This window comes from Stenotrophomonas sp. GD03877 (assembly GCF_029840555.1).
Classification (GTDB): Bacteria; Pseudomonadota; Gammaproteobacteria; order Xanthomonadales; family Xanthomonadaceae; genus Stenotrophomonas; species Stenotrophomonas geniculata.
In genome coordinates, this window is the sequence record NZ_JAOCCT010000025.1 from 55351 (window position 1) to 76926 (window position 21576).

Below are 21576 nucleotides of genomic sequence, written 5' to 3' on the forward strand. Positions count from 1 at the left end.
AGGCGGCGCGCGCCATGCGCGCTGGCGTCCTGGCGGCCGTCTTCGACCTTGTGACTGCTTGCGCTGCGCCGTGCTGAACACGGTTCCGGGCAATTCCGCCCGAGCAACCGGAGCACGATCATGTCGCAACTGTCCTTTTCCTCGTTCGATGACGCTTTGCTGGTGCGTGACTCTCACGGGCACTATGCGCTGGCATCGGCCGATCAGATTCTGGAGGCCGCGCGCCTGGTCATCGACCAGAAGATGCAGCGGGGTACGTCTTTCACTTCACCGGCGGCGGTCAAGGAATACCTGCTTGCCAAGCTGGCCGGCTTCGAGCATGAGGTGTTCTCGGTGTTGTTCCTCGACACGCAGCATCGGCTGATCGAATACAGGGAAATGTTCCACGGCACAATCGACTCGGCCGAAGTGCATCCGCGCGAAGTGGTCAAGGAGGCGCTTCGGCTCAACGCGGCGGCTCTGGTCATCTCGCACAACCACCCAAGTGGCAACCCGGAGCCGAGCGCGGCAGACCGGGCGCTGACCCGGCGGCTCAAGGATGCGCTGGGGCTGGTGGACGTGCGCGTGCTCGATCACGTCATCGTCGCTGGCAGCACCACGGCGTCGTTCGCAGAACGCGGCCTGATCTGACCAAGGGGCTTCGGCCCCTTTTTGCTGCGCCCGATTGTGGCTATGCCAAGGCCCGCAGCCATGCCAGCAAATCGGCCTGCGGGCTATCGGGCTGCAAGGGCCGCGGCGACAACAGGCAATAGCGCGAGCCGTCCTCCACGAAACCCAGCGGCGCGGCCAGCACGCCGCTGTCCAGATCGTCGCGTGCCAGATGCCACGGGCCGACCGCCACACCCAGGCCGGCCACGGCCGCCTGCAAGCTGAAATAGAAATGATCGAAGGTTTGTCCCGGCGCATCAGGTGCGCGCTGGTCTGCGGCCGCCGCCCATTCCGGCCACGCGCCCGGCCGCGTGCGCGTGTGCAGGCGCGGTGCGCCGGCCTTGAGCGCGGCGCCGGCCTTCTTCGTGGTGAACCAGGCCGCCACCTTGTCGGGACGGCAGACCGGGCCGACCTTTTCCGCGAACAAGGGTTCGGCGTGGTAGCCATCGGGCCAGGGGAAGTCGTCGCGGCGGATGGCCAGGTCGATGCCGTTGGCGAAGGAGAACGGCCCGCCACCGGCGACCAGGTGTACGTCGATCCCCGGATGCCGGGCCTGGAAGTCCGGCCAGCGCGGGATCAGCCAGCGCATCAGCAGCGTCGGCTCGCACGACAGCACCCAGCGCCGCCCCTGGCGGGCGCTGGCGCGCAACTCGCCGACGGCCTGCCGCATCAGATCCAGCCCATTGCCCACGGCCCGCGCCAGCGTGCGGCCGGCATCGGTCAGGAACACGCGCCGGCTGCGGCGCTCGAACAGCGCCACGCCCAGTTCGTCTTCGAGCAGGCGCACGGCGCGGCTGACCGCGCCGTGGGTCAGGTGCAGCTCGGCCGCCGCCCGGCTGAAATTCTCCAGCCGGGCCGCCGTCTCGAAGCAGCGCAGGGCCAACAGCGAAGGCAGGCGCGAATCGCTCGATGGTGATTCCAGCTCACCATTCTTGTCAGAAAACATCGTTATTCACCGGGGGATGCAGTCGCTAGCATCTCGCTAATTCGTTGTTCTTCGACAGGATACGCCATGACCGAATTGATAGCTGTCATCACAATCACCTTGCTGGCCGTCATCAGCCCTGGGCCGGACTTTGCGATGGTCACGCGCAACAGTCTGATGCTGTCGCGCCGTGCCGGCATGCTGACGGCGCTGGGCATCGGCCTGGGCGTGCTCGTCCACGTCACCTATACGCTCGTCGGCGTGGGCCTGTTGATCCAGCAGTCGCTCTGGCTGTTCAACGCCATCAAGTTGGTCGGTGCCGTCTATCTGATCTATCTCGGCGTGAAGATGCTGCGCGCCAAGCCCAGTGGCGCGCTGGCCGACAGTACCGTGGCGCCGCTGTCGGATATGGCGGCTTTGCGTACCGGCTTCCTGACCAATGCGCTGAACCCGAAGACCACGGTGTTCATCGTCAGCCTGTTCATGCAGGTGGTGCGGCCCGACACGCCGCTGGCGGTGCAGATCGGCTACGGCGCATTCATCTCGGTTGCGCACATGGCCTGGTTCGGCCTCGTGGCGCTTTGCTTCTCGGCCGGGGCCGTGCGCGACCGGCTGCTGGCCGTGCGCCACTGGATCGACCGCGCCTTCGGCGGGCTGCTGGTCGGCTTCGGTGTCCTGCTGGCGGTGGCGCGCGGGGCGCGCTGACTGCGCGGGGCATCGCGCCGCCCTGCGGCGTCTCGACCCTGGGGGAAACGCTGCCTCGGAAATCCGAGACAGCGTTTCGGAAATCCATTCCCTATCGCGTGCTTCTCAACGCGCCAGGAGGACAAGGACAGCCACCGCCAGCAGGATCAGCATGGCACCGGAGATGCGTTCCAGCCACGGCAGCGCCCGCGCGAAGCGGCGCAGGACGGCCTGGTTGCCGATCATGACCGCGACCAGCAGATCCCACAGCAACACGACGCTGAACATCCAGACGCCATAGATCGTCTTCCAGCCCGCGCTGGCATGCGCGCCGGTCAGCATCGCGGCCAGGCTCGCGTAGAACAGCGCGTTCTTCGGATTCAGGATGCCGGACAGGAAGCCCATGCCGGTTGCGCGTCGCCACGCGATGAAAGGATGCGCGGGTGCCGTGGAACGCCCGCCATTCGAGACATCCAGGTCGCTGCGGCCCGCGTGGCGGATGAACAGCACGCCAAGATGGAGCAGGTAAGCGCAGCCGGCCAGTTGCAATACGACGAACGGGAGGCTGTCCGGGCGCAGTGCCGCCATGCCGGCGAAGGCGGCAACGATGAAAACGCCATTGGCGACGGCGATCCCCAGGCAGGCGCCGCTGGCGACCCGCCAGCCGGCGGACAGCGAGGTTCGGGCGATCAGGAAGAAGTCGGGGCCGGGAGAAAGCAGCGCCAGGAAATGCGCTGCGGCAATCATCAGGAACGGCTGCATTCAGGACGCACTCGTAGTTTTTCTACGCAGTGTGCCGGCCGCAGCGCCTTCCGTATTGAAGGAAATTGCAGCCGCGCCGCTTGCGGCGTCAGGCCCGGAAACGGCCGGGCGTCACACCGGCATGCGCCTTGAACACCCGCTGGAAATGGGCCTGATCGGCGAAGCCGAGATGCTGGGCCACGTCTGCAAGGCTGTCACCGCTGCGAATCCACTCCCTGGCGAGGTTGACGCGCTGGTTGAGTTGCCAGGCGTGCGGCGTCATGCCGGTGACGGCGCGGAATGCCCGGATCACCTGATAGCGGCTCATGCCTGCCAGCTCTGCCAACTTCTCCAGGGTGGTAGTGGCGGTGGGCGAAGCACACAGACAGTCCAGGGCGGGCCGAATCCGCTCCGCCAGGTTCGACGGCACGGTCGGCCCTTTGATGGAGAGCCCCTGTTCGGTGTCGTAGTCCCCGACGAACTCGATCAGCGCGGCTTCCTTCTCGATCGGGTCGCCTTCCTTGAACAGCAGCACGTTGAGTCGGCAGAAGTGCGCATAGACCGCCGGATCGGTCACGATGCGCACCGGCTCGTCGTCCATCGCGTCGGTTCGGGCGTACTCCCGCCGAACAGCCTGGAGCCACGCGGCGTCCAGGTGCAGCATCTGGTAGCTCCAGGCGGTGTCCGGAGCCGGGTTGCACGCATGGACACGTGATGCGGGCACGAAGACGAGCGTGCCAGGGGACAGGAGAACCGGGCCATCGGCGGCACCGGTGAAAACGCTGGTGCCGCCATCGACGGCACCAATGGAAAAGGTCGGGTGATGGTGGGGCTTGTAGCAGGCCCGGCTCTGGCAGGCGCGGCGGCTCTCGACGAAGGGCAAGGCCGGATCGCGCCAGAATGCCTGGGTATCGCTGCGTTGGCCTGCACAGTACGGACGGCTAGTCATCGTTTCGAGATCGGCGTCCATGCAGTCTTCGCACATTGTTGTTCTGAAAGGTGCGGTGTCTCGGAAACAGACACCCCTGGGTCGCTGGCAATTTTAGCTTCCGGGCCTGGAACAGGCATCCATGCATTAGCGTCCCCGGCCAAGAAGCATGGCCGGGTCGCGCTGTCGTGCGTTGCATCGAGCCTCGCTGCGCGAGTCTCGCCCCTGACGGGCTTCCATCCCTGACGCCTCCGGCCCGGCTTCCAGCTCCGGGCCTGCGCGCTTCGCTTGCGTGCGGTCGGCACACAGGGATGGCCGTTGCCATGTCCAGCCGTCTCCCCTGACCTCATCACCTTGTCCGCGACTGTAGCCCGCGGCCGTGTGCCGTCAAGGCGCGCAGGGCCGTGTCCTCGGCTGCGCCTGCGGGCCGCACCAACCCTGCGCTTTCCTCCTTGACGGCCCCCGTCCGCGCGCTCCTGACCGTCGCGGGCGATGAACTCAGGAAAGACGGTGGCAACAGGGCCAACCGGGTTCCTCGTGCCGACCGCACCGAACAGCCGAAAGGCTGGGCTCCGAATCTAGGAATCCGGTGTGCGGTTTGAACAGCAAACCCTTCTTTGTCAGGAGAAAGACCATGCAACTCGCATCCCGATTCGCTTCCCGTTCCCCCTCGCTGCGCAGCGATTACCCGCTGTCCGATGACCAGATTCACCGCGTGGCCCCGTCCATCTTCGCGGATGCCCCGCATGAGAGCCGTTCCGAGCGGTACGCCTACATCCCCACGTCCGCCGTGCTGGCCGAGCTTCGCAAAGAAGGATTCCAACCCTTCATGGCTTGCCAGACCCGCGTGCGCGATGAAGGCAAGCGCGAGCACACCAAACACATGCTGCGCCTGCGCCATGCCAGCCAGATCAACGGCGCGGAAGCCAACGAAATCGTCTTGCTCAATTCCCATGACGGAACGAGCAGCTATCAGATGCTGGCCGGCATGTTCCGGTTCGTGTGCAGCAATGGCCTTGTCTGCGGCGACACCGTGGCAGACGTGCGCGTGCCCCACAAAGGCGACGTGGCCGGTTCCGTCATCGAAGGCGCTTACGAAGTCTTGCGTGGCTTCGACCGCGTGAAGGAATCCCGCGATGCCATGCGCGCCATCACCTTGAACGATGGCGAATCCGAAGTGTTCGCCCGCGCCGCGCTGGCCCTCAAGTACGACGACCCCGACAAGCCCGCGCCCATTACCGAATCGCAAATCCTGATGCCGCGCCGGTTCGATGACCGCCGCCCGGACTTGTGGAGCGTGTTCAACCGCACGCAAGAAAACCTGACCCAAGGCGGCCTGCGCGGGCGCAGCGCCAACGGACGCCGCCAGCAAACCCGCCCGGTGCAGGGCATCGACCAGAACATCCGCCTCAACCGTGCGCTTTGGCTGCTGGCCGATGGCATGCGCCAGTTGAAAGCCTGAATCCCCACGCGGCTGGGGCAGGCAGCAGCCCTTGCCGCTTTCTTCGCTGCTGCATCCCAACCGCAAGGAGTTATCACCATGAATGCCATTACCCAAACCGAAGCCCGCGCCATTCAAGCCCACGCGCTGGAAGCCGCCGACCCGACCAAGAACCTGATTCTGGTGCCGCTGTCGCGGCTGGTGTCGCGGCCCACTGGCCGCAACGTGCGCAAGACCCCGCGCATGTCCATCCCCGAACTCGCCGCCAGCATCCAGCGTGTCGGCCTGCTGCAAAACCTGATCGTGATTGCCGCCGCCGATGGCGAGCATTACGAAGTCGTGGCAGGTGGCCGTCGCCTCGCTGCGTTGAAGTTGTTGGCGAAGAAGCACCGCATCAGCAAGGAATGGGAGGTGCCTTGCCTGCTGGTGGCCGATGCCACCGCCCGCACGGCCAGCTTGACCGAGAACGTACAGCGCGAAGCCATGCACCCTGCCGACCAGTTCGAGGCATTCGCCGCGCTGGTGGCCGAAGGCCGCCCCATCGAGGACATTGCAGCGGATTTCAGCGTCACGCCGCTGGTGGTGCAACGCCGCTTGAAACTCGCCAACGTCTCGCCGCGCCTGCTGGCCGACTACCGCGCCGAGGCCGTCTCGCTCGATCAGTTGATGGCCCTTGCCATCACCGACGACCACGCCGCGCAGGAGGCCGCGTTCTACGATGCGCCGACGTGGCAGCGCCATCCGTCCCACTTGCGCGAACGCCTGACCGAGCGCGAAATCGACGCCCACCGGCATCCGCTGGTGCGCTTCGTCGGGCTGGACACCTACGAGCGCGAAGGCGGCGGCATTCGCCGCGACCTGTTCGCGGAAGGCGATAAGGGCGTGTATCTGGCCGACGCCGCGCTGCTGGAGCGGCTGGCGCAAGACAAGCTGGCGGGCATCGCCGCCGAAGTGAAGGCCGAGGGCTGGGCATGGGTGGATGCCACGCCCGGCATGACCCATGCCGACCTGCACGCCTTCCAGCGCGCCCCGCAGGAACGCCGCAGCCCGAACAAACGCGAAGCGCAGCGCATCGAGAAGCTGCAAGCCAAGCTGCACGAACTGGCCGAAGCCGTGGATGCCGCGCTGGACGCCGACGACGAGGAAAAAGCCGATGCCTTGCAGGAAGAAGGCGAAACCCTGGGCGAACAGTTGCAGACGCTGGAAGATGGCTTGCAGGACTACGCCACGAACGTGAAGGCCGCAGCCGGTGCCATCGTCACCATCGACCGCAACGGCGAAACCGTGATTCATCGCGGGTTGATGCGCGAAGCCGAAGCCAAGGCGCTGCGCACGCTGGAACGCTTGCGGCAGGGTTTCGGCAGCGAAGGCGAAGCCGCGAACGACGAAGAAGGCGAGAACGACGAGCAGCCCAAGACCGCCGCCATGTCCGACCGGCTGGCGCAGCGGTTGAGCGCCCACCGCACCGCCGCGCTGCAAATCGAAGTCGCACGGCATCCGCAAGTCGCGCTGGCCGCGCTGGTGCATGGCATGGTGCAGACCGTCTTGCAGGACAGCCATTACGGCCACGATTTGCCGCTAGGCGTGAGCCTGAAAGTGCAAGGCCGGCTGGAAGGCATGGCCTCCGACTGGCCCGAGTCGCCCGCCGCCGTGGCCCTGCGCGAATTGCAGCAGGTCGCGGGCGAAGCGCTGCCGCAGGACAGCGCCGAACTGTTCGCCGCGCTGCTGGCGATGGAGCAAGGCGAACTGGTGCGGCTGCTGGCGGTATGCGTGGCGGCGACCGTGGACGTGGTGACGCCTCGCGCCACGACGCACCAGCCGGGCGCGGAACTGGCGCAGGCCGTGGGGCTGGACATGGCGGCATGGTGGAAGCCGACCGCAGAAGGCTACTTCCGGCATGTGCCGAAGGCCGTGATTCTGGAAGCCGTGGGCGCGTTCGCGCCATCGCACGTCACCCGGCTGGCGAAGCTCAAGAAGGCCGACATTGCCAGTGAAGCCGAACGGCTGGCCGATGGCACCGGCTGGATGCCCGCCATTTTCCGCGCCGAAGCCCCGCAGCAGGACGCGCAGGCCGTGGCGGCGGATGCGGGCGCGGAAGCGCCGGAGGATGCCGCCGCCGTGGCGGATGAGCCGCAGGCCGAGGCGCTGGCCGCGTGACCTTGCACCGCAGATAAGCGCCCCGGTTCCGGCCGGGGCGCTTCGGCGTGTCAGGCTTGGCTTACTCGAAGGCACCCATGAGCAGATAGGTTCCAGGCGACCGTTGATGCTTATCTATCAGTGGCACCAATCTCTTGAAATGCTCGGTATTGCAGTGTGCATCCAACGCAGCACGATCAGGCCATTCCTCTATGAAGATAAAGTGTCCAGGGTCTTTCTCGTCGATGAAAAGCTCGTAAGACACGCACAACGGTTCTTCTTTGGTTTTCTCGACAAGCTCCCGATACAGGGGAATGACATTCTCGATGCACTCTGGCTTGATGAAGTCTTGGGCAATCACTTTGAGCATTAGTCATACATCCGGCTATTTGGCATAGCGGTCATTCGTTCCATAGTCTAAAACGCCATGCCGCCGCCTTCGCGCTGGCTCAGGCGGCGGCGTTGAAGGCATCGCTGTAGTGCGCGATGCCTTCCGGCACTGTCCCATGCAGGGGCAGCGCCATGAAATAGCCGGGCGGCACGCCCGGCAGTTGCAGCCCCGCATGGGCCTGAAAGCCAAACCGCGTGTAGTACGCGGGATCGCCCAGCAGTACGCAGCCTGCGGCCCGCATGGTTCGCAGTTCGGTCAGCGCCTGTTCCACCAGGCGCGAACCGATGCCTTGCCCCTGCCTTTGCGGTAGGACGGAGATTGGCCCCAACCCGTACCAACCATCAGCCTTCCGTCCTTGGTCATCGGTAATCATGACGGGGGACAGTGCGACGTGGCCGACGACCTGCCAATGTTCCTCGGCCACGATGGAAAGCGTCAGTTCATTGGCTGCACGCAAGGCGCACACGATGAACTGCTCAGTGTGGCTGGTGTGCGGTGCATCGGCAAAAGCGGCAATCGTGACGGCTTCGATGGCTGCAATATCGTCCGTGGTTTCGTGTCGGAGCTGGATGGTCATGTGCTTATCTTGGGTTTCTTACTGAAAATATAGAACGACCTGGGCGTGTCGGCGCCATGCGCCACCGGGCTTTCGGGCTGCGCCCCGTGCCGCCGGTGGCGTCACGGCCATTCGGCTTCAATCCCTCACGCCTTCGCGCCTGCGGCGCTGCGCGCTCCGCTTGCGAGATAGCCAGCGTCCCGACGCAATAGGTGGAGCGTGGGCGGCTACGCCCCGGCTTGCTGCGGCAGGTTGTGCGAAAGCGTGCCGTCCCCGACGCTGGCGGTTCGTCGCCGGTAATTCTGGAACCGCAGACTGCAGCCCCCAATGCGCCCGTATAGGAGTTCTGCGGACGCGCGAACCCGCTAACTGTGCTCGCGGAAGCAATTGCGCCCCTCGCGCTTGGCACAATACAGCGCACGATCCGCATCCCGGATCAGGGCTGCAGATGAATAACTCCCAGGAATGGCCGTCGCCGCGACACCGATGCTGATCGTCACTACACCATGAGAGCTTCCTGCGTGTTCAATGCCCAGTGCCTTGATGCGCGACACAGCTTCCTGCGCCATGCGGCAGGCCACGGCAAGCCCGCATCCCGGCAGCAAGATCGCGAACTCTTCACCACCATAGCGAGCTACAAGGTCTTCGGGCCGATGGACAATCGAACTCAATTCATGAGCAACCCTGCGTAGACATTCGTCACCTTCCTGGTGGCCGTATCGATCGTTGAAGCCTTTGAAGTGATCGACGTCGATCAGCAGAATACTCCCCATGGTTGGCACCAGTGGGGCGGCCTGAAGCATCGCTGCGAGGTGATTGTCAAAGGCTCGCCGGTTGGCAACCAGCGTCAGCGCGTCCGTTCTCGACTCTTCGATCAGCTTGATTTCATTGCCGAGGGTCTCGATCAATTTACGATCCAGCCATAGGGCAGCCCCTAGCAGAAGCATGACGATAAGCCCTCCACCGACGGCCCCCATGGTGATCAATAGCGGCATGGTCGAAAGCGCTTCGTCCCCGTCCAAACCGACTACGAGGCATAAGTCGTAGGGGGGAACAGGAGCGGAAGCAGCGATTATGAGGTTCCTGTGTCTATCCTTCGCTGACACAGAGCTGGCCTGCCAGGTCGTCCGGGTTGCATCTGACTTGCACTGATCGCCATTCTGCGCCACTTCATTATTCAGTCTGGAGGAAAGCAAGACGACGCCATCGCTATTCACGAGGTTGATCAACCCCTGCGGGCCCAAGTCGAATTGCTGGTAAAGCGCTTCGAAATAGCTTGTTTTGAAACTGATGAGCACGACGCCGCCAAACGTGTCGTCCGGTTTATTGAAGCGTCGGCTGATGGTCAGAATGCGCTCGCCGTCCATGCGTGAAAGGATGGGCTTACCCACGTAAGATTGATCGTCATCGTGATTCTGATGAAAAACAAAATAATCACGATCGGAATTATTGGCGAGAGCGACACCCTCCTGTTTCGGTGAAAGCACCCAATTTCCATGCTCGTCGTACACGAAAATACCTTGAATCCGATCTGATCGCCCCAACTGCCTGAGAACCAGAGCATGAAGCTTCTCGGGATCGATTCGCGCAGCTCCTTCCATTAGATCGACCATCGGGCCCAATGTCGCATCGGCCATTTTGAAGGTGTCATCAAGCTGCCTGGCAAGCGAGATCGCCAAATTTTCTGCGTTGTCTTCGGCGTGATCGATGGCGGCAGCACGCCCTGCAATAATGGATAGAATCACTACACCAATCACCGCGCAGCAGGCTGAAAAGATGACGGCATGCAACACGAAGCGATGAAGCCGCTGTTTGATTTTCTTGCTTATCATTGCAAACTCATTATTCGATGGGCCAAACAGTAACCCTGTCCAGAAACAAAATCAGATTCAGTTGACGACCTCAAGCCGATGCAAAGGCCAGAGGGCATCAGGGCTGTTGGCCCATCCCCATTCAAGCGATGCCCAACCTCAACGAAATTTACACAAAGCAAAGACCGTTCGGAAGTTTCCCACTGATGGGAACCTCCAAGAACCGGCCGTTCCATTAAACTCTGAGTCCCCGAACCACAGGGCTGTCAGCGCATGTTCAGCCTATTTGCCGTGCGCGCGCCATAAGCCCCACCTTCAAATGACCTGAAGTGCCAGAGTCATTTTCGATCCAATTGGTGGCCCGGGCCTGAACCAACTCGCCGAAGCCGCATGAGCAGTGCGAGAGCAGCGCGCCCGCCGCAACAGGCCTGCGCGGGCCTACGCAGCGACTTGCTGCGGCAGGTTGTGCGAAAGCGTGCCGTCCTCGACGCTGGCGGTTCGCGCCTGTACGTCACAAAGGACGGTTCACCGACACGCCACCCGGCCTCGCTATGGAGCATCCACGCCACGCCTCAAGCATGTTGCCGCAAGCAGCGGCAAGGGGCGTTCTTGCTTGCCGTTGGGCTGTTGGCCTTGCCCGCGTCAGGGCGCAAGCCGGTGAAGCCGTCACTCGGGGATGCCGAGTCGGCCACGTCTCCATTCGGGAGTGGGCGGCCCGTGCGTCCTTGGCTTGTCGTGAATCCTGGCGAGGGAACGGCTGCGCCTTGGGCTTCATGGCCGCAACCTTCCAGCGAAAACAATTTCCCCGCCGCTGCGCGGCTTCCTCGCGCAGCAAATTCTTTTCGCTTCCAGGTTCTCCACGGTGTTGCGACCGCTGCGCGGTGCGGCCAGCCCATCCCCCGCCGGCCGGATCACAACAAGGACGCACTGGCGCGACCTTGTTCAACCCGAAAGGAGAAACATCATGGCAAACATCGGCACCTTCACCGCAGAGAAAGACGGCTTCACCGGCACGCTTCGCACCCTGACGCTCAACGTCAAGGTCAAGCTGGTTCCCAACGACAAGGGCGACAGCGAGAACGCCCCCGATTTCCACCTCCAGGCGGCCGGCCACGAGGTCGGCGCGGCGTGGAAGAAGACCAGTGAGGCCGGGCGCGAGTACCTGTCCGTGAGCATCGACGATCCTTCGTTCCCGGCGACGGTGTATGCCCGCCTGATCGAGAACGAGGACGGCACGCACGACCTGATCTGGTCGCGCAGCAAGCCCAAGGCGGCCTGACGGCCGCAGCGCCCCGCCCGTTGCGGCGGGGTGTTTCCTTCCAGCGGCTATGCCTCGGCGGCTTGAAGTCGGCTTTCCGCCTCGGCCATCAGTACCGCGGTACTGCATTCCAGCGCACCGGCGATCTTGAAGATCACCGCCAGGGTCGGCGCATGTTCGCCGCGCTCGATCTTGCCCATGTGCGAGCGCTCGATGCCCGCCAGGTTGGCCAGCGTCTCCTGGGCGATGCCGCGTTCCGTACGCAGCGCACGCACCGCCGCGCCGAAGGCCTGGGCCAATTCGGCGTCGAAGGTAGTGGCACCGACTGGTCGGCCGCGCTGGACGGGTCGCTTCTGCATAGACAGAAGCGTCGATTCGCAACACAATTAAAACCACGTTATCTTTAACTCATTCATCCAATCTCACCTGTTTTCGTGCCTTTACAGAAATCCGCCTCGGCGGATTTCTTCAAAAGCGGAGAGCCTGATCCGTGTCTTTCCTGACTTCCGTACATGCGCCTTCGTGCCTCTACGCTTCTGCGGATGCGTGGACTTGCGCATCTGTGCATCCGTGCGGAAACGGGGATACGCTTCGGCGGCTTCGTTCATTCGTGGAAGGGACACGGCCGTGATCCCGCTTGTCACCGATGAAGAACGGGCGCGGTTGCTGGCCAACGGCCAGGCCCGCGCCACCGGGCAGGACACCGATCCGGTGCCGACTGTGCGGCTGTTCACCCCGGACGCGCACGCGACCTGGTTGCTGGCCTCGCTCGATCCCGCCGATGGCGATACGGCCTACGGCCTGATCGACCTGGGGATCGGGATGCCCGCCTTGGGGACGGTGAAGTTGTCCGACCTGGCTGCCATCGTCGGGCCGCGCAAGCTGCCGGTGCGGCGGGATCGGTATTTCCAGGCGGCACGCCCGCTGTCGGAGTACGTCCGGCTGGCGCAGGAGAACGGCTCGATCACGGACTGATCGAACCCTGCGCAGTCCGTCCAGCCGGGACGCATTGTGACTATTTCGGTCTTAGTCGAGACCGTGCGGGTCTGATTCCGCACTCTTGCACCGAAGCGGTGCGACTGTGTTGGAAACAGTCACGATCTTTGGCGCGGGCTGCGGCACGGTGTCCAGTGCTGCGCACCATTTTCCGGCGGTGCAGCCGTCGCGTTCAGACGATTTTGGCAATGCACCGGAGCGAATCGGTCTTGACACCACAAGTTACAGCTTACCCCGATCTTGATGGCAGTTTGATGTTGAAACGGTAGCTCCCGCAAGCCGCAATCCATAGCGACGTTCCTGCTGATCGACAGGAGGCTGCGTCATGGCTGATTCGAGCGCCGCACACTGGTATCCGACCGCAGCGTATCTCTACACGCTGCATCTCGATGGCCCCGCGCTGGCGTGGGAGTACCTGCGCAGGAATCCCGACTACCGGCGCGACTGGCTGCGCCGTCGCCGCCAGCCGGACGCGGCGCAGGCTTGGGGCCTGCGCCTGTTGGAAGATCCCGCCCTGGATGCGCGTGACGCGCATCCGGCCTGGTTCCCCGACCACGATGCCGTGGTGCAGCTTTACCCCGATGCCGATCCGCCACCCGATGCCTATGCCTTCGAGTTCTGGCGCGTCCCAGGCCGCAAGCACCTGATCCACGACGGCAAGCGCCTGGTGCTGGTGTCGCACTGGCCGGGCTGCTGCCTGCGACTCGCCCTCGGGCCAGGGATGGAAGACGGCATGGCCTACCTGTACGCGACCCGCGCCTGCGCCACGCCTTGCGCGCGCTATCGCACGCTCGCGGCCGAACTGGACGCCCTGGCCGTGGCGACGGCTGCCGCGCCTGCGGCGGCGGCCCGTTCCCGGCCCACGCCCACCGCGCTGCTGGAACTGCACACATTCCAGGCGCTCGACGCGACCCTGACGGGCGCGTCCTTGCGCGAGGTGGCCGAAGGGCTGTTCGGCGCGGATGCCGTCGCGGCCGACTGGCACAAGGACAGCGCCTTGCGTGCCCGCGTGCGGCGGCTGGTGCGTCGTGGCGAGGCGCTGATGCGCGGCGGTTATCGCCGCCTGGCGCAGCTTCCGCCAGTTGCACCGCATTAGGGGGGGGCGTTTCGCGCCCCCTGCAAATCGTCCCTTAGCAGGAAGCCTTGCTTTCTTGAAAGTGCCTCTATCCGGCCGCGTGGTGTGGCCGGGCTTGATGGAGGTACATCCCATGCGACCTGCTCCCTTGCGGCCTGCCGCCGCTGCTGTCGCTGCGCCCGCGCAGCCCCAACGCTACCTGACCAACGACGAGGCCGCCGAATATCTGCGCCTCAGCCCGCGCACGCTGGAGAAACAGCGCGTGATCGGCGGCGGGCCGAAGTTCCGCAAGTTCGGCCGTCGCGTCATGTACGCGGTGTCCGACCTCGACGCCTGGGCCGATGCGCGCAGTTTCGATGCCACGTCCGACCCCGAGTATGCCGAGCGCCATGCGGGTGACTACCGTGATCGCCGCTGATCGTTGGTTCACGGGTGGCCGCCGTCATGTCCAGTCCCGCGCTGCCGTCCCGGCAGCGGCCGGCACAGGAGCGCGAACAGCTCGACCTGTTCCGCGCCTTGCCCGGCGACATGGCGCCGCGCGACAGCCAGGACTTGATGGCCTATCCGTTCTTCTCGCTGGCGAAGTCGCGGCGCACGGCGCCGATCGACTTCCGTGCCGGCAACGTGACGATCCGCGTGGAAGGCACGCAGGAACACGGCATCGCCACCATCTGGGATGCCGACATCCTGATCTGGGCGGCCTCGCAGATCGTGGAGGCGAAGGATGCGGGCCTGCGGCCGTCGCGGCTGATGCGCGCCACGCCCTACGAGATCCTGCGCTTCATCGGGCGAGGCAAGTCGCTGCGCGACTACCAGCGCCTCAAGGCCGCGCTGGATCGCCTGCAATCGACCACGGTGGCCACATCCATCCGCGAGACGACCGGGCGACGCCTGCACCGCTTCTCGTGGATCAACGAGTGGAAGGAGCTGGCCGATGCCAGCGGCACGCCGCTGGGTATCGAGCTGATCCTGCCGGATTGGTTCTATGCGGGCGTGCTCAATGCGGCCCTGGTGCTGACCATCGACCCGGCGTATTTCCGGCTCACCGGCGGTATCGAGCGCTGGCTGTACCGCCTGGTGCGCAAGCACGGCGGCAAGCAGGAATACGGCTGGCAGTTCGACTTCCGCTACCTGCACCAGAAATCCGGCAGCACCGCCAAGCCCTACGACTTCGCCTGCGACCTGCGCGCACTGGTGGCGCGGCAGTCGCTGCCCGGCTACGTCCTGGGCATCGAGCGGATGCCGGACGACGGAACGGAGCTGCTGACCTTTCGGCCCGTGCCGCCTACGGCACGGGGATAACTTCGGGACAAGCTGTGAATGGTGTCGTGCTATCAGGCGTGCGGGGTATCGTGCTATCAGGCGTGGCACTATCGTGCTATCAGGCGTGCCAATCGGCCGCAAACCCGCGCCAGCACTGGGTTTTCTCGCCCTCTAACATTACTAACTTAAATTCTCTAACTTTTAGTAGAGAAGCGCCGTTTCGGTGGACAACTGCCGAAAGGCAAAAAGCGCCGCAGTACCGAAGGCAAAGGCAGACCAAAAACCAACCCCGTTCGGCAAGGCAAAACCACGCTGGCTTTCCAGTTCGGAGGGCCGCGCCATGATCGTCGCCTTGCTCAACCAGAAAGGCGGCGTCGGCAAGACCACGCTCGCAACCCACATCGCTGGCGAGCTGGCGATGCGTGGGCAATCGGTCGTCCTGCTGGACGCCGACCCGCAAGGTTCCTCACTGGACTGGACGCAGCGCAGAAGCCAGCAGGGCTTGCCACGATTGTTCAGCGCCGTGGGCCTCGCCCGCGAGACGCTACACCAGGAAGCCCCAGAACTCGCCAGGCGGGCCGATCACGTCATCATCGACGGGCCACCCAGGATCGCCGCCTTGGCGCGCTCCGCGCTGCTGGCGGCCGAGCGCGTGCTGATCCCCGTGCAGCCCAGCCCCTACGACCTGTGGGCCAGCGCCGAGATGGTGGCACTGATCCGCGAGGCCCAGGTGTTCCGGCCTGCGCTGCGCGCGGCCTTCGTCATCAACCGCCGCGTCAGCACCACGGTGATCGGTCGGGAGGCGCGGCAGTCGCTGGCCGAACAGCCGCTGCCGGCACTGCGCGCCGAGGTTCGCCAGCGCATCGTCTTCGCCGACAGCGTGGCCGCCGGTCGGCTCGCACGCGAGACGGCGCCGGACAGCGCCGCCGCACGCGAGATAGCCGCGCTGGTGGACGAACTGCTGCGGTGGCCGACATGACTGCAAAGCCATCACGCAGCAAGCGCGTCGGCATCGGTGCGCGTCCGCCCGCGAATCCGCACGCCGAGGCGTGGATTCGCCAGGGCGACGCCGATGCGCTCAACAAGGGCGACCTCTACACCGCACGCCTCACGCTCGACGTGACGCCCGCGCTACGCGCGCGCATCAAGATCGCCGCCTTCGGCCAGGGCGTGACCGTGGCCGAAATGCTGCGCGGCCTGCTGGAACGGGAGTTTCCCGACAAGCGCCCGGAGAACCTGCCATGAACGCATCCGTTCTGCCTGCCGCTCACGCGGCGACGGCTGCACCGGCTACTGCGTCGCTGCCTTCGCTTTCGACGCTCGCCGGCGAGGCCGGCAACGTGCCACTGACGCGCGTATCGCTGGCCTACATCGAACCGCGCTTCAAGCTCTACCTGCGCTTCGGCGAACCGGCGCGCACGCTCCAGCTCGATCGCTGGCGGCGCTGCGCGGTGTTCCTGCCGCGTGCAATGTTCTGCCGTGTGCGCTGGCAGGCCAACGACTACGGCACGATCCGCTGGCAGCTCATGGTGATGCAGGCTGGCACCCCGCTGGATGCCTTGCAGCGCATCCCCGGCGTGCGGCCCGGCGCGCGCCTGCTGCTGCACGCCGAAGGCGAGAACTCGGTGCGCGCCGTGCTGGAACGCATCGACGCCATCGAGGCGCTGGGCATCGCCCCGTCTGCCGTCTCGCCCGCGTACTGGCGCACGCTGGGCAACCGGCTCGCGGCGCGCCTGCCGCTGCCCGAATACACCGCCGAGCGGCATACCGCCTGGCTCGCCGGGAAGGTGCTGCCATGACGACCGTTTCCACTTCATCCGCCTCGCCGCGTCCTCGCTCGCGCCTGCGCGCTCGCCTCGTGCTGGCGGGCCTGACCGCCTGCGGCCTCGCTGCGCTGGCCTGGGCGGCTTTCGTGTCGCCGCTGCCGCGCCTGACGTACAACCCATCCGACAGCGTGGCGGTCGGCTGGTATCGCATCGAACCGTTCGACCCACGCACCGCCTCGCTGCCACGTCTGCTGTCCGTGGACAGCATCGTGCTGGTGCCGCTGCCAGCCGAGGCCGCCGCACTGGCTGCGCAGCGCGGCTACCTGCCGACGCGCGTTCCGCTGCTCAAACGTGTGGGCGCAGTCGCACCGCAGCACGTTTGCATCGGCGCTGGTCAGGTACGCATCGACGGCGTGCCTTCGGCCGCCGTGCTGCCTGCCGACCGGCTGAGCCGGCCGTTGCCATCCTTGCAGCTTTGCCGCCGCCTTGAACCGGGCGAGCTGTTCCTGTTGAGCGTGACGAATCCGGCATCGTTCGATAGCCGGTATTTCGGCCCGGTCAGCGCATCCGCCGTGATCGGCGTCGCGCATCCGCTCTGGTTGGAGACACGCCCATGATGGTCGCCGATTCGCTGCACGTTGCCGCGCATCCCATCGTGCGATCGGGCGTGTTGTTCCGGCTGCTGCTGCCGTGTCGTCGCGCGTGCAGTGCGAGCGATGACTTTGCGTATTCGGCGCCGCACTTCGCGCAACATCCGGCGCAGCCGTCCAACGTGCAGGCGTCTTGCCTTGAACACGCCCGGCCTGCGGCCATTGGCGGGTTCGCCGGCGCGCTGGCTGCAAGCAGCACAGCGCCGCCGGGCCGCCGCTGCCCGGAGCGACAGCGAGGGGCAAAGGCGGAAGGCAAGACAAAAGGACGCGGCACCGGGCCGCGTCGAAAGCCTGTCTGCACATGGGGTTGGCGCGGCACGCAGTGGCTTCGCCGTCGTGCCGCGTGGGGCGCGAGGCCCGCGCCAATGCAGGCATGTCCGCGTGCTTCGCACGACAGGACACGCCGTAGCTTGCGGGGAGCGCAGCCATGACCGACCGCCGCGACGACGATTTTCGCGTGCGTCCCAGCGCCCCGAAGAACCGGGGAAAGGGCCAGGGCCAGAGCTTCGTTTCCAATGTGCTCAAGCAGGCTGGCAAGGCCAGCGGCGGCAAGTCCTCGATGCGCCATTCCGCCGCGTCCGGCGGCCAGGGCCAGCGCACAGGCCAGCGGCCCGGCTCGCGCCTGGGGCGCGGCCATACGGCGGCGCGTTTCGCCGGCGCGAAGCTGACGTCCATGTCGCGGCGCATGACCATCAAGACCCTGCTGGTCAATCAGCGCAATGCCAGCCCGCAATCGCTCGCCAAGCATCTGCGCTACATCGAGCGCGACGGCGCCGGCCGCGATGGCGAACCTGCGCGGGCCTACGGGCCGCAGACCGACGAAGCCGACCTCGATGCCTTCAAGGAGCGGGCCGCCGACGACCGGCACCATTTCCGCTTCATCGTCTCGCCCGAAGACGGCGCGGAGTTGGACGACCTGCGCACCTACACGCGGCATCTGGTTAGCCGCATGGAAGCCGACCTGGGGACGCGGCTGGATTGGGTGGCGGTCGATCACTGGAACACCGACAACCCGCACACCCACCTGATCGTGCGCGGACGCGACGACACCGGCAAAGACCTCATCATCGCGGGCGACTACATCGCCCACGGCTTCCGGCATCGCGCCGCCGAGCTGGCGACGGAATGGCTGGGGCCGCGCACCGAACTGGAGATCCAGCAAACCTTGCAGCGCGAAGTGGAGCAAGAGCGGTGGACGAGCCTCGACCGCACGTTGCAGCGCGAGGCCGGCGAGGATGGCCGGGTGCAGATCGAACGCTTCAACGAACCCCGGCTGCAACGCCAGCGCCTGCTGCTGATCGGCCGCCTGCAACGCTTGCAGCGCCTGGGCCTGGCCGACGAGACGCAGCCTGGCACCTGGGCCGTCCATGAGGACGCGGAGAAGACCTTGCGCGCCCTGGGCGAGCGTGGCGACATCATCCGCACGATGCAGCGGGCCATGAGCGGCCAGCCGCGCGAGTTGGCGGTGTTCGAGCCGGGAGACGACGGCCGCACCGTTATCGGCCACGTCGCTGCCAAGGGGCTGGCCGACGAGCTGCACGACCGCGGCTATCTGGTCATCGACGGCATTGACGGCAAGGCTCACTACGTTGCCTTGAACGCCCGCGACGAACTGGCGAACTATCCCACCGGCGCGGTGGTGGAGGTGCGCGGTTCCGCCGAGGTGCGGGCGGCCGACAGAAACATTGCGGCGCTGGCGAGCGATGGTCTGTACCGCACCGATCATCACCTGGCGATCGAGCAGGGCCGAGCCACGCCCGGCCGCGACCCGCAGGAGGTCGTAGCGGCCCACGTCCGCCGGCTGGAAGCCCTGCGCCGGGCCGGCATCGTGGAGCGCGTGGCCGATGGCTTATGGAAGGTGCCGGACGACCTGGCCGAGCGTGGCCGCCAGTACGACGCGCAGCGCCTCGGTGGCGTGGCCGTGGAGCTGAAATCGCACCTGCCGATCGAGCGACAGGCGCGGGTGATCGGCGCGACCTGGCTGGATCAGCAGTTGATCGGCGGCGGCAAGGGGCTGGGCGACCTAGGCTTTGGCAGCGAGACCAAGCAGGCGATGCAGCAGCGCGCCGATTTCCTTGAAGAACAGGGCTTGGCCCAGCGGCGCGGCCAGCGCGTGATCCTCGCCCGCAACCTGCTGGCGACGCTGCGCAACCGGGAGCTGGCGCAAGTTGGAAAGGACATTGCCGCCGAAACCGGACTGTCACATCGCCCAGTGGCGGACGGACAGCGCGTAGCCGGCATCTACCGGCGCTCGGTCATGCTTGCCAGCGGGCGGTACGCGATGCTGGACGACGGCATGGGCTTCTCGCTTGTGCCGTGGCGTCCGGTGATTGAACAGCGGCTGGGGCAGCAGCTTGCAGCGACGGTGCGCGGCGGTGGAGTGTCATGGGAAATCGGGCGGCAGCGCAATCTCTCAATAAGCTGAGTTGTTAGGTGCAGGCACTACACGCGGGCCATTGGCGGGAAGTGCTCCATGAGAAACGCCACAAAACTACGTAGCTTGGTCGAATGGTAGCGGTCAGGAAGGTAAACAACGCTCATCGGTCGGCTCGGCAGACCTTGCTCGGGAAACAATTGAATCAAACGGCCAGCTTGAATGTCCTCTTCCAACAGAAGGGTGGATTGCAAGACGATGCCCATGCCATTGAGTGCAGCAATGCGGAGTGCCTGGCCGTTGTTTATCTGCAATCTTCCCGACACTGATCGACGACGCACGTCCTCACCAGTGCCAAGCCAATAGGACAAGGCTGTCGGGCTGAACGATAGGCATTCGTGATGCTGCAGGTCTTCCACTGTTTCCGGTATGCCCTGATGCGCCAAGTACCCCGGGGAAGCGCACATCGTCAGGCTGTATGGAGTAAGCGGCCTTGCGACCAGAGGCGCATTCTCCGGTAACTCTCCAATGCGAATGGCGGCGTCGAACCCCTCTTCGGCTAAATCCACCACGCGATCAGAAAGGACTACATCGAGTGCGATTTCTGGATAACGCGCCATATAGATCGCCAAGGCAGGCATCAATGCGTGTGTCCCGAAGATAACGGGCGCCGTGATGCGCAGCTTGCCAGCAGGTGCTAATTTCTGGTGCTGGGCCTGCGCATCTGTCTCCGCTACCAAGCGCAGAATCTCTTTGCATCTCGTGTAGTAGTCCTCACCGAACGAGGTTAGATGCTGCCGCCGCGTCGTTCGGTTAAGCAACTGCATTCCCAGGCGCGCTTCCAGTGACCGCAGATGCTTGCCTGCCATTGTTGCGGAGACGCCCAACGTAGCGGCAGCCCCGCTCAGACTGCCTTTCTCCACCGTAAGGACGTACACCTTCATGCTGTCCAACAGATCCATTGTGAACCCACAGTTTTAAGTTATGAAACTTAAAGGTAGTTTATCAAGCAATGGTTCTCAATAAAATACATGGAACAGTTTGGCGCGCAGGTTGCAAGGCACACAGCCACATCCCGTAGGCCGGACTCCTGCCATTTCATAGGAGGACACGGTGGAATTGAACTTAAGAGGACGAACGGCGCTTATCACCGGCGCAAGCAGTGGCATAGGTGCGGGTGTTGCACGCCTGCTCGCCGATGAAGGCACCCGCATAGCCGTCACCGCGCGCAGGGACGATCAGTTGGAACGGGTTGCTTCACAAATCGAAGCCTCCAGTGAGCAAGTTCCCATTGTCGTCAGCGGTGATGTGACAGACGCAGCCGATGTCGCGCGCATTGCCGCCGAAGCGGCGACAGCCCTTGGTCACATCGACATCCTGGTCAACTGCGCTGGCGGTTCACGCCCAACGGAATTGTCAGCATCTGATGAGGACTGGGAAGAAGCGTTTGCGCTCAACTTCACCGCTGCGCGGCGGTTGACCCAAGCCATCCTTCCAACGATGCGTGTACGTCAGTGGGGTCGCATCATCAGTATCAGCGGCTCGATGGAGCCTCGCTCGCTGAATGCTGCCACGGCTGCCAAAGCCGCCCTGCATCTTTGGGCCAAAGGACTTTCCTGCGACGTGGCCGCGCAGGGAGTCACGGTCAATACGATTGCTCCTGGACGGATCAACAGCGCCCAAGTGTTGAGCAGGCTCCATCCAACCGAGGAAAGCAGACGGGACTTCATTACTCGCAATATTCCCATTGGGTATTTCGGTGAACCGGAAGATATAGGCCATTTAGTGGCGTTTCTTGCTTCACCTTTGGCTCGTTACATCACCGGCGCTGTGATTCCCGTCGATGGAGGAATGCACTTTTTCGCTCATTAGGACGCCTTATGGTACGGCTGTCTCGAAACCCTTTCGCTTCCCAGCATAAAGAGGTGGCGTG

At 64.7% G+C, this 21576-nt stretch carries 24 protein-coding genes; 15 read left to right on the top strand and 9 right to left on the bottom strand.

Annotation, left to right across the window (positions count from 1 at the left end; all coding sequences use genetic code 11):
- Window positions 1-120: 120 nt before the first annotated feature.
- A complete protein-coding gene (gene radC / locus N5D20_RS17290) occupies window positions 121-630 on the top strand; it encodes a DNA repair protein RadC (protein WP_033939127.1) in 510 nt (169 codons plus the stop codon).
- 40 nt (window positions 631-670) lie between these two features.
- On the opposite strand, the gene N5D20_RS17295 is transcribed toward radC, so the two are convergent.
- On the bottom strand, window positions 671-1594 hold the full coding sequence (locus N5D20_RS17295; RefSeq protein ID WP_106468522.1) for a LysR family transcriptional regulator: 924 nt from the start codon (window positions 1592-1594) through the stop codon (window positions 671-673).
- A 66-nt stretch (window positions 1595-1660) separates the two neighbouring features.
- Between N5D20_RS17295 and N5D20_RS17300 the strand changes: the two genes are divergently transcribed.
- A complete protein-coding gene (locus N5D20_RS17300) occupies window positions 1661-2278 on the top strand; it encodes a LysE family transporter (RefSeq protein WP_033939129.1) in 618 nt (205 codons plus the stop codon).
- A 105-nt stretch (window positions 2279-2383) separates the two neighbouring features.
- Here N5D20_RS17300 and N5D20_RS17305 read toward each other — a convergent pair whose 3' ends face one another.
- Entirely contained in the window at window positions 2384-3019 is a 636-nt protein-coding gene (locus N5D20_RS17305) for a LysE family translocator (RefSeq protein WP_033939131.1), read from the bottom strand.
- 88 nt (window positions 3020-3107) lie between these two features.
- A complete protein-coding gene (locus tag N5D20_RS17310) occupies window positions 3108-3968 on the bottom strand; it encodes an AraC family transcriptional regulator (protein ID WP_234026070.1) in 861 nt (286 codons plus the stop codon).
- A 592-nt stretch (window positions 3969-4560) separates the two neighbouring features.
- On the opposite strand from N5D20_RS17310, the gene N5D20_RS17315 reads away from it, so the two are divergent.
- Window positions 4561-5388 (top strand): DUF932 domain-containing protein, encoded by an 828-nt coding sequence (locus N5D20_RS17315; RefSeq protein WP_033939133.1) that lies wholly within the window; start codon window positions 4561-4563, stop codon window positions 5386-5388.
- Window positions 5389-5466: 78 nt separating this feature from the next.
- Window positions 5467-7524 carry a ParB/RepB/Spo0J family partition protein gene (locus N5D20_RS17320; protein ID WP_212632151.1) on the top strand — a complete coding sequence of 686 codons (2058 nt, stop codon included), beginning with the start codon at window positions 5467-5469 and terminating at the stop codon, window positions 7522-7524.
- A gap of 61 nt (window positions 7525-7585) precedes the next feature.
- Here N5D20_RS17320 and N5D20_RS17325 read toward each other — a convergent pair whose 3' ends face one another.
- The 3 genes from N5D20_RS17325 to N5D20_RS17335 all read right to left on the bottom strand — a co-directional run bounded on the left by N5D20_RS17325 (window position 7586) and on the right by N5D20_RS17335 (window position 10282).
- Complete coding sequence (locus N5D20_RS17325; protein WP_106468520.1) at window positions 7586-7873, bottom strand: putative quinol monooxygenase; 288 nt, start codon at window positions 7871-7873, stop codon at window positions 7586-7588.
- Between the two features lie 79 nt (window positions 7874-7952).
- Window positions 7953-8471: an N-acetyltransferase gene (locus N5D20_RS17330; protein WP_106468519.1), complete on the bottom strand. Its 519-nt coding sequence runs from the start codon at window positions 8469-8471 to the stop codon at window positions 7953-7955.
- 344 nt (window positions 8472-8815) lie between these two features.
- Window positions 8816-10282, bottom strand: a complete 1467-nt coding sequence (locus N5D20_RS17335; protein WP_106468518.1) for a diguanylate cyclase — start codon at window positions 10280-10282, stop codon at window positions 8816-8818.
- Between the two features lie 943 nt (window positions 10283-11225).
- On the opposite strand from N5D20_RS17335, the gene N5D20_RS17340 reads away from it, so the two are divergent.
- Window positions 11226-11540, top strand: a complete 315-nt coding sequence (locus N5D20_RS17340; RefSeq protein ID WP_106468516.1) for a DUF736 domain-containing protein — start codon at window positions 11226-11228, stop codon at window positions 11538-11540.
- A gap of 47 nt (window positions 11541-11587) precedes the next feature.
- Here N5D20_RS17340 and N5D20_RS17345 read toward each other — a convergent pair whose 3' ends face one another.
- Entirely contained in the window at window positions 11588-11878 is a 291-nt protein-coding gene (locus tag N5D20_RS17345; protein WP_006452450.1) for a helix-turn-helix transcriptional regulator, read from the bottom strand.
- Between the two features lie 268 nt (window positions 11879-12146).
- Between N5D20_RS17345 and N5D20_RS17350 the strand changes: the two genes are divergently transcribed.
- From N5D20_RS17350 to N5D20_RS17365, 4 genes are all read left to right on the top strand, one after another.
- Window positions 12147-12494, top strand: coding sequence for a DUF2958 domain-containing protein (locus N5D20_RS17350; protein ID WP_199792477.1), 348 nt, complete (start codon window positions 12147-12149; stop codon window positions 12492-12494).
- 346 nt (window positions 12495-12840) lie between these two features.
- On the top strand, window positions 12841-13611 hold the full coding sequence (locus N5D20_RS17355) for a DUF2285 domain-containing protein (RefSeq protein WP_106468514.1): 771 nt from the start codon (window positions 12841-12843) through the stop codon (window positions 13609-13611).
- Between the two features lie 112 nt (window positions 13612-13723).
- Complete coding sequence (locus N5D20_RS17360) at window positions 13724-14008, top strand: helix-turn-helix domain-containing protein (protein WP_106468513.1); 285 nt, start codon at window positions 13724-13726, stop codon at window positions 14006-14008.
- A gap of 26 nt (window positions 14009-14034) precedes the next feature.
- Entirely contained in the window at window positions 14035-14892 is an 858-nt protein-coding gene (locus tag N5D20_RS17365) for a replication initiator protein A (protein ID WP_106468512.1), read from the top strand.
- 162 nt (window positions 14893-15054) lie between these two features.
- Here N5D20_RS17365 and N5D20_RS17370 read toward each other — a convergent pair whose 3' ends face one another.
- A complete protein-coding gene (locus N5D20_RS17370) occupies window positions 15055-15195 on the bottom strand; it encodes a hypothetical protein (protein ID WP_158704774.1) in 141 nt (46 codons plus the stop codon).
- Between N5D20_RS17370 and parA the strand changes: the two genes are divergently transcribed.
- From parA to N5D20_RS17395, 5 genes are all read left to right on the top strand, one after another.
- Window positions 15194-15832, top strand: a complete 639-nt coding sequence (parA, locus tag N5D20_RS17375; RefSeq protein ID WP_106468511.1) for a ParA family partition ATPase — start codon at window positions 15194-15196, stop codon at window positions 15830-15832. The genes N5D20_RS17370 and parA overlap by 2 nt on opposite strands.
- Entirely contained in the window at window positions 15829-16098 is a 270-nt protein-coding gene (locus N5D20_RS17380) for a chromosome partitioning protein ParB (protein ID WP_106469695.1), read from the top strand. Before parA ends, N5D20_RS17380 begins: the two co-directional genes overlap by 4 nt.
- A complete protein-coding gene (locus N5D20_RS17385) occupies window positions 16095-16652 on the top strand; it encodes a DUF2840 domain-containing protein (protein WP_033938356.1) in 558 nt (185 codons plus the stop codon). Before N5D20_RS17380 ends, N5D20_RS17385 begins: the two co-directional genes overlap by 4 nt.
- On the top strand, window positions 16649-17236 hold the full coding sequence (locus tag N5D20_RS17390; RefSeq protein ID WP_033938355.1) for a S26 family signal peptidase: 588 nt from the start codon (window positions 16649-16651) through the stop codon (window positions 17234-17236). Before N5D20_RS17385 ends, N5D20_RS17390 begins: the two co-directional genes overlap by 4 nt.
- 460 nt (window positions 17237-17696) lie before the next feature.
- Window positions 17697-19694 (top strand): relaxase/mobilization nuclease and DUF3363 domain-containing protein, encoded by a 1998-nt coding sequence (locus tag N5D20_RS17395; RefSeq protein ID WP_033938354.1) that lies wholly within the window; start codon window positions 17697-17699, stop codon window positions 19692-19694.
- 17 nt (window positions 19695-19711) lie between these two features.
- Here N5D20_RS17395 and N5D20_RS17400 read toward each other — a convergent pair whose 3' ends face one another.
- Window positions 19712-20605 carry a LysR family transcriptional regulator gene (locus tag N5D20_RS17400; RefSeq protein ID WP_279914454.1) on the bottom strand — a complete coding sequence of 298 codons (894 nt, stop codon included), beginning with the start codon at window positions 20603-20605 and terminating at the stop codon, window positions 19712-19714.
- Window positions 20606-20756: 151 nt separating this feature from the next.
- Here N5D20_RS17400 and N5D20_RS17405 point away from each other — a divergent pair, with 151 nt between their 5' ends.
- Window positions 20757-21515 carry an SDR family oxidoreductase gene (locus N5D20_RS17405; RefSeq protein WP_037039090.1) on the top strand — a complete coding sequence of 253 codons (759 nt, stop codon included), beginning with the start codon at window positions 20757-20759 and terminating at the stop codon, window positions 21513-21515.
- Window positions 21516-21576: the final 61 nt, after the last annotated feature.

Coding starts and splice junctions, on each gene's coding strand:
- radC (WP_033939127.1), top strand. CDS start 121: ATGTCGCAACTGTCCTTTTCCTCGTTCGATGACGCTTTGCTGGTGCGT.
- N5D20_RS17295 (WP_106468522.1), bottom strand. CDS start 1,594: ATGTTTTCTGACAAGAATGGTGAGCTGGAATCACCATCGAGCGATTCG.
- N5D20_RS17300 (WP_033939129.1), top strand. CDS start 1,661: ATGACCGAATTGATAGCTGTCATCACAATCACCTTGCTGGCCGTCATC.
- N5D20_RS17305 (WP_033939131.1), bottom strand. CDS start 3,019: ATGCAGCCGTTCCTGATGATTGCCGCAGCGCATTTCCTGGCGCTGCTT.
- N5D20_RS17310 (WP_234026070.1), bottom strand. CDS start 3,968: ATGGACGCCGATCTCGAAACGATGACTAGCCGTCCGTACTGTGCAGGC.
- N5D20_RS17315 (WP_033939133.1), top strand. CDS start 4,561: ATGCAACTCGCATCCCGATTCGCTTCCCGTTCCCCCTCGCTGCGCAGC.
- N5D20_RS17320 (WP_212632151.1), top strand. CDS start 5,467: ATGAATGCCATTACCCAAACCGAAGCCCGCGCCATTCAAGCCCACGCG.
- N5D20_RS17325 (WP_106468520.1), bottom strand. CDS start 7,873: ATGCTCAAAGTGATTGCCCAAGACTTCATCAAGCCAGAGTGCATCGAG.
- N5D20_RS17330 (WP_106468519.1), bottom strand. CDS start 8,471: ATGACCATCCAGCTCCGACACGAAACCACGGACGATATTGCAGCCATC.
- N5D20_RS17335 (WP_106468518.1), bottom strand. CDS start 10,282: ATGATAAGCAAGAAAATCAAACAGCGGCTTCATCGCTTCGTGTTGCAT.
- N5D20_RS17340 (WP_106468516.1), top strand. CDS start 11,226: ATGGCAAACATCGGCACCTTCACCGCAGAGAAAGACGGCTTCACCGGC.
- N5D20_RS17345 (WP_006452450.1), bottom strand. CDS start 11,878: ATGCAGAAGCGACCCGTCCAGCGCGGCCGACCAGTCGGTGCCACTACC.
- N5D20_RS17355 (WP_106468514.1), top strand. CDS start 12,841: ATGGCTGATTCGAGCGCCGCACACTGGTATCCGACCGCAGCGTATCTC.
- N5D20_RS17360 (WP_106468513.1), top strand. CDS start 13,724: ATGCGACCTGCTCCCTTGCGGCCTGCCGCCGCTGCTGTCGCTGCGCCC.
- N5D20_RS17365 (WP_106468512.1), top strand. CDS start 14,035: ATGTCCAGTCCCGCGCTGCCGTCCCGGCAGCGGCCGGCACAGGAGCGC.
- parA (WP_106468511.1), top strand. CDS start 15,194: ATGATCGTCGCCTTGCTCAACCAGAAAGGCGGCGTCGGCAAGACCACG.
- N5D20_RS17370 (WP_158704774.1), bottom strand. CDS start 15,195: ATGGCGCGGCCCTCCGAACTGGAAAGCCAGCGTGGTTTTGCCTTGCCG.
- N5D20_RS17380 (WP_106469695.1), top strand. CDS start 15,829: ATGACTGCAAAGCCATCACGCAGCAAGCGCGTCGGCATCGGTGCGCGT.
- N5D20_RS17385 (WP_033938356.1), top strand. CDS start 16,095: ATGAACGCATCCGTTCTGCCTGCCGCTCACGCGGCGACGGCTGCACCG.
- N5D20_RS17390 (WP_033938355.1), top strand. CDS start 16,649: ATGACGACCGTTTCCACTTCATCCGCCTCGCCGCGTCCTCGCTCGCGC.
- N5D20_RS17395 (WP_033938354.1), top strand. CDS start 17,697: ATGACCGACCGCCGCGACGACGATTTTCGCGTGCGTCCCAGCGCCCCG.
- N5D20_RS17400 (WP_279914454.1), bottom strand. CDS start 20,605: ATGGATCTGTTGGACAGCATGAAGGTGTACGTCCTTACGGTGGAGAAA.